The following is a 4858-nucleotide window of genomic DNA, read 5'->3' as shown; positions in this document are numbered from 1 at the left end:
CTTCATCTTCGTGCGAGTGCGCATCTCCGGCACGTAGCACCTTTTATTTCATAGGAAGTTCCTTCGGAATTTCCTATGAAATAAAAGAAACACCTGTCATGCACAAGTGTCTCTGAAAAAATCAATATGACTTCCTGCAACGGCATGATCCGTATCAGGTAAAAAGGGGCGATGCTCTTTTGCTTCCTCTCAGTCTGCCTTTCACCGGCTCCCCACGTCTTTATTATTCTGTCTCTCCAAGTGTTGTCTGCTTTGTAACTCCTGTTAGACTCTCTCTGGTTCTGGATAAGCCTCTCCAAAAGTTTCAACAGTCACTTTTTTCATCTTCTGTTCTTCCAGCGGTCTGTCACTGTAGTCTGTTGCCGTCTCAGCAATTTTATTTACAACATCCATACCTTCTGTAACTTTACCAAAAGCTGCATATGCGCCGTCAAGATGTGGTGAAGTCTTATGCATGATGAAAAACTGTGATCCTGCCGAATCCGGATGCATTGCACGCGCCATAGAAAGAACGCCCGGTTCATGCTTCAGATCATTTGCAAAACCGTTCTGCTTAAATTCTCCTTTGATACTGTATCCAGGGCCACCCATTCCGGTTCCATCCGGGCATCCACCCTGGATCATGAATCCACTGATGACACGGTGGAAGATCAGTCCATCATAAAATCCCTTATTTACAAGAGATACAAAGTTATTTACTGTATTCGGTGCGATTTCCGGATATAATTCCGCTTTGATCACATCGCCATTTGCCATTTCAAATGTTACTACTGGATTTGCCATTTTATACAATCTCCTTTTCATTGATTTCTCTACCTATTGTAACGGAACTTTTCTCGTCCGTAAATAGTTTTTAGAAAGTCTTTATACATTTTCCAGACGATATCCGATCACCAGAAACCAGTGCCAGATAAAATCCTCAAACTTCTCTTTATTCTCATGCCGGAGCATCAGCTGCTTTCTCCTCCGGCTTCAATGTCGATAAAAACACAGCAGCCAGAATGATAACACCACCAATGCACTCCCTGAAATTTGGAACTTCTTTCAGAAACAGAAATGCGCTTAAAGTTCCATACACCGGTTCCAGTCCGGATAAAATTCCGGCAGTCCTTACTTTCACAGTCCGAAGTCCACTGATAAATAAAGAATGTGCAACTGCTGTAAAAATAATTCCTAGCATCATCAATACGCCTGCATCTGCAAGTGTAATCACAGGCTTCAACACAAACAGCGTCGGAAGCAGCACGATCGTTGCAGTTCCCTGTTCATAAAGCGACACCAGTGTTGCCGGATATCTGCTGGAAAAGCGGCGGTTCATCAGTGACAATATTGCATAGGTAAATGCACTCAGAAGTCCCCACAGAACTCCCTGTGTAATCTGATTATCCATCTGAAATGCGGGTACGATAAAGAATACTCCGACCAGCATCATCAATGTACAAAACACATCCGATTTCTTCAGTTTTTCATGGAACAGATATGGCTCCAGAAAAATAACAAATATCGGAAAAGTGGATACCGTAAGCGTACCAACTGCAACCGTCGAACTCTGGATCGACTGCATATAACTACTCCAGTGTATTGCTAAAACTGCACCTGCTCCGACCATCCACAAATAATCATTTTTCTCCTCCAGGCGAATTTTCTGCTTTTTAAAACGCAGAAAAATCCAGAGGAAAATAGATGAAAAAAATACCCTTCCAAGCACGATGATCACTGCAGGCAGATCTACCAGCTTGGCAAACAGTCCGACAAAACCAAACAATGCCACAGCAACATGTACTGAAATTAAACCTTTTCTCTGACTCTCTTTCATATGAAAACCTTTCTCTATTCAGGCTGATCTACCCGGAAATGTTCCATTAAAATCGGCATATATTCCTTACTGTATTCTCCAAGCGAATAATTTCCCCTGTTCAGACACCAGTCTGATACCAGTGCCCGCTCACAGAGTGAATAATACTTGGTAATCTCCTGGATACTCTTCTCTCTGCTGATCTGATTTCGCACATGTCCCTCTTCTATGATCCTGCTGATCAGCTTGTAATAAGTACGGTTCTGATCCAGAAGATTCCTGTCTCCCTTGGCAATCAATTGTGTTGAATATAAGGATGATAACAATGCTACATCAATCTTCTGCTCCATAAATGAATGCGACCGGTAATTGAGATACATCAGTTTATCAAAACTGTTCATTTCCGGATCCAGTTCATCTTCAAGCTTTGCATAATTCTCATCCAGAATAGTTGACAATGTATCAAGCAGAGAATCTTTGCTGCTGAAATAATAATAGAACGAGCCTTTTGATGTCTCAGAAAGACGGATGATATCATCTACTGTCGTATCATCATATCCTTTTTCATAGAACAATTCCCATGCGGCATCTACAATCCGCCGCTTTACATTCTGTTTTGCTGCCATCTATCTACCTCCTATGGTATCATGTTCCACGCGGAGCGTTTTTTATTATCAGGAAAGACCTTTCTTAACAGATAAAAAAGACCGGCTGCGTCATACGCCCCGGTCCTTTTCAGGTTTACGTGGACATGTTTTTCCCCGTAAACAAGTATATCGTATCTACATTCCTTTTGCAACATCAACACAGGCCTTCATTGCATCAATGATTGCACTTCTGAATCCGTGTTCTTCCAATACACCTACGGCTTCAATCGTTGTTCCTGCCGGTGAACATACCATGTCTTTGAGTTCTCCCGGATGCTTTCCTGTTTCAAGAACCATCTTCGCACTTCCAAGAACTGCCTGTGCTGCAAATTTGTATGCCTGTGCTCTCGGCATTCCCTCTGCAACAGCGGCATCTGCCATTGCTTCGATAAATATAAATACATATGCCGGTGAACTTCCGCTTACTGCAACAACTGCATCCATCATATGCTCTGTCACAATTTCTACCTTACCAAATGCAGAAAGGATCTTGCATGCATAATCAAGTTCTTCTTTTGTTACATGTTCATTCGGTGTGGCAGCTGTCATACCTTCTCCAACCATAGCCGGAGTGTTCGGCATTGTACGAACAATCTTAACATCTTTTCCAAACTGTTCGGCAAGCCATGCAAGTGTCTTTCCTGGTGCGATCGTGATAATAAGCTGTTCCGGTCTTACCAGATCTTTTACTTCCTGAATGACATCTGCATAAAACTGTGGTTTTACAGAAAAAATAACAACTTCTGACTTTTCGATTACTTCTTTATTGCTATCAGTAACATTGATTCCATAAAGTTCTTTTACTTTTTCGCGACCTGGTGCAAAAAGATCTGCTCCGATGATTTCTTCCGGTTTGAATACGTTACTTTTAATAACGCCTCCCATAATTGCTCCTGCCATATTACCTGTTCCGATAAATCCTAATTTCATAGTCTTTCTCCTCCTGATGAACTTAAAACCTTATACATTTTCATTTTCATTTTGTATACAATCATTTAATTTGTATACAAATTTCTTTCTGCATTCAATGTATCACTTCCTCTGTTTAAAGTCAACATTTTCACAATAGAAAATGCCGTTTTTCGTCGAAAATACATGCACCATTGTATACAATCATCAGTCTGTACTCTTATATTAAACGCAACTTTACATATACCTAATTTTATTTTTTACAAACCCCGTTTTAATGTGTTATACTTAATATATTCACCAGACAGAGGGGGATTTCACATGGCTGAAAAAAAGAAATCACTTGCCGATCAAGCTTATGAAATTATCAAAAATAACATTATGAATCTGACTTATTCACCAGGAATGCCTCTTACAGAAGCACTTCTGACAGAAGAGCTCGGTATGAGCCGTAATCCGGTACGCACTGCACTCAAAATGCTGCAGTCTGAAGGTCTGATCGTTACCGATTATTATAAATCCATGACTGTAAAAGAAATCACCGATAAAGATATCAATGAACTTTATCAGCTCCGCGAGCTCTTAGAGGGCAGTGCATTTAAACTGATCTTTGAAGGTGGAAAAGCGGAAGAATATTCTTATCGAATTGAAGAAAAAGTGGTACATATGTGTGCGGTTGCTTCCGATGTTTACAAGTGGGAGCTTGCTGATACACAGATGCATCTGGAAATCGTCAGCATTTTCAATAATGACCGGATCACCAAATTCTATGAATCCAATTTATCAGAGCTGGTAAGAGTGGGTATGTATTCGCTGAAAAACGGCATGCGGATCGTTCCAACGAATGAGAATTTGAAAAAAATGGTTAAATATATGCGTAAAAATGATTATGAGCGGGCTTTTGCAATCCTGAAAAAAGACCATTTTATGCAGGGAAAAGACAGCGCCATGAAAGAAGAACTGAAAAACGAGTAATTTTCATTTATAAGATATTAAAGGAAGTGCTAACACATGATGAAACTAGAAACTCCAATTGGAGAATTTACTACTGACTCTTATAAAATTCCTACGGGAGACACTTTGGCTGTGTCTCCTGCAATCATTTTGTTCTCTTCTGATGATTACAAAATCATCACCATCGATCAATTTATCCAAATTGGTACAGATGTCTATACCCCTCTTTTACATCAAAATTGTATGTCTCCTGATCAAAAAACCATCTACCCACTGACTATCGAACAGCATGATTCAGACCGGATTACTCTTTCTGATCATTATCATTCTATAATTTTAGAGCTCAATAACTTACCGGATCTGCAGGTAAAGCCGTGGTATCCTGTTATTAAAAAAAAGAACTGCATACCATGTACAAATTGTGGAAGATGCAGCTGGTAGTCTGCATCCTTATTAAACAGCATGAATGACTCTTCTGCATTTTTTGCCAGGCTGATCACCTCTGAGCAATAAAAAAACTGCAAACCCTAACGGTCTACAGCTCCCTTACTTT

General features: G+C 40.2%; 6 protein-coding genes. 2 read left to right on the top strand and 4 right to left on the bottom strand.

What is annotated here, in order from left to right; translation table 11 throughout:
- Positions 1-264 precede the first annotated feature (264 nt).
- From PG840_RS11040 to proC, 4 genes are all read right to left on the bottom strand, one after another.
- Positions 265-783 (bottom strand): peptidylprolyl isomerase, encoded by a 519-nt coding sequence (locus tag PG840_RS11040; protein WP_022220834.1) that lies wholly within the window; start codon positions 781-783, stop codon positions 265-267.
- A gap of 154 nt (positions 784-937) precedes the next feature.
- Positions 938-1816: a DMT family transporter gene (locus tag PG840_RS11035; protein WP_270205464.1), complete on the bottom strand. Its 879-nt coding sequence runs from the start codon at positions 1814-1816 to the stop codon at positions 938-940.
- A gap of 14 nt (positions 1817-1830) precedes the next feature.
- Positions 1831-2421, bottom strand: coding sequence for a TetR/AcrR family transcriptional regulator (locus tag PG840_RS11030; RefSeq protein ID WP_022220832.1), 591 nt, complete (start codon positions 2419-2421; stop codon positions 1831-1833).
- Between the two features lie 156 nt (positions 2422-2577).
- Positions 2578-3372, bottom strand: coding sequence for a pyrroline-5-carboxylate reductase (gene proC, locus PG840_RS11025; protein WP_270205463.1), 795 nt, complete (start codon positions 3370-3372; stop codon positions 2578-2580).
- 300 nt (positions 3373-3672) lie between these two features.
- On the opposite strand from proC, the gene PG840_RS11020 reads away from it, so the two are divergent.
- Positions 3673-4326 (top strand): GntR family transcriptional regulator, encoded by a 654-nt coding sequence (locus PG840_RS11020; protein ID WP_270205462.1) that lies wholly within the window; start codon positions 3673-3675, stop codon positions 4324-4326.
- 36 nt (positions 4327-4362) lie between these two features.
- Positions 4363-4746, top strand: coding sequence for a hypothetical protein (locus PG840_RS11015; protein ID WP_270205461.1), 384 nt, complete (start codon positions 4363-4365; stop codon positions 4744-4746).
- Positions 4747-4858: the final 112 nt, after the last annotated feature.

The organism is Coprococcus sp. AM97-35 (assembly GCF_027697525.1).
Classification (GTDB): Bacteria; Bacillota; Clostridia; order Lachnospirales; family Lachnospiraceae; genus Allocoprococcus; species Allocoprococcus comes.
Note: the sequence above shows the minus strand (reverse complement) of the source record. Positions and strands in the feature narration are given on the sequence as shown.

Coding starts and splice junctions, on each gene's coding strand:
- PG840_RS11040 (WP_022220834.1), bottom strand. CDS start 783: ATGGCAAATCCAGTAGTAACATTTGAAATGGCAAATGGCGATGTGATC.
- PG840_RS11035 (WP_270205464.1), bottom strand. CDS start 1,816: ATGAAAGAGAGTCAGAGAAAAGGTTTAATTTCAGTACATGTTGCTGTG.
- PG840_RS11030 (WP_022220832.1), bottom strand. CDS start 2,421: ATGGCAGCAAAACAGAATGTAAAGCGGCGGATTGTAGATGCCGCATGG.
- proC (WP_270205463.1), bottom strand. CDS start 3,372: ATGAAATTAGGATTTATCGGAACAGGTAATATGGCAGGAGCAATTATG.
- PG840_RS11020 (WP_270205462.1), top strand. CDS start 3,673: ATGGCTGAAAAAAAGAAATCACTTGCCGATCAAGCTTATGAAATTATC.
- PG840_RS11015 (WP_270205461.1), top strand. CDS start 4,363: ATGATGAAACTAGAAACTCCAATTGGAGAATTTACTACTGACTCTTAT.